Origin of the sequence: Streptomyces cupreus, from assembly GCF_014257025.1 — a bacterium.
Lineage (GTDB): Bacteria > Actinomycetota > Actinomycetes > Streptomycetales > Streptomycetaceae > Streptomyces > Streptomyces cupreus.
The window spans coordinates 1-539 of sequence record NZ_JACMSF010000189.1 but is presented as its reverse complement, the minus strand read 5'-3'; the positions used below and the strand labels follow the sequence as shown (position 1 = coordinate 539).

General features: G+C 64.9%; 1 pseudogene. It reads right to left on the bottom strand.

The window, feature by feature from the left end:
- Positions 1-142: 142 nt before the first annotated feature.
- Positions 143-539, bottom strand: a pseudogene (locus H4N64_RS44235) (alpha-1,4-glucan--maltose-1-phosphate maltosyltransferase); the annotation flags it as partial.

Below are 539 nucleotides of genomic sequence, written 5' to 3'. Positions count from 1 at the left end.
TTGAGGTCACCGACACCGTCGCCGTTGCTGTCCTGGAAGGACCGGACGAGGACCTCGTAGAAGACGGCGCGTTTGAACCAGTCGGGGTCCCGGTCGCCCGCTGGGGTGTCCTCGAAGGTGTCCGGGACGGGCTCGTTGACGATCATTTTGTGGGTGACCCTCCGATCTGCGGGGTGGACGGTCGCAGAACCGAGAAGACGTGCGCGGGTCGCTGACCCGGTTCGAGGCGCACGTAGTTGGTCCTGCCCCAGTGATAGGTCTCGCCGGTGAGCTCGTCGCGCACCGGTACCGACTCGTGCCAGTCCAGGCCGAGTTTCGGCATGTCCAACGAGACCGTGGCCTCCTGGGTGTGGTGGGGGTCGAGGTTGACGACCACCAGAACCGTGCTCGACCCCGACCGCTTCGAGTAGACGATCACCTGTTCCTTGTCGGCATGATGGAAGTGGAGACTACGCAACTGCCGTAGGGCCGGACTCGCGCGCCGGGCGGCGTTGAGCTTGGTGATGAGTGGAGCGATGGTTTCCGCCCGGTCCCAGTCA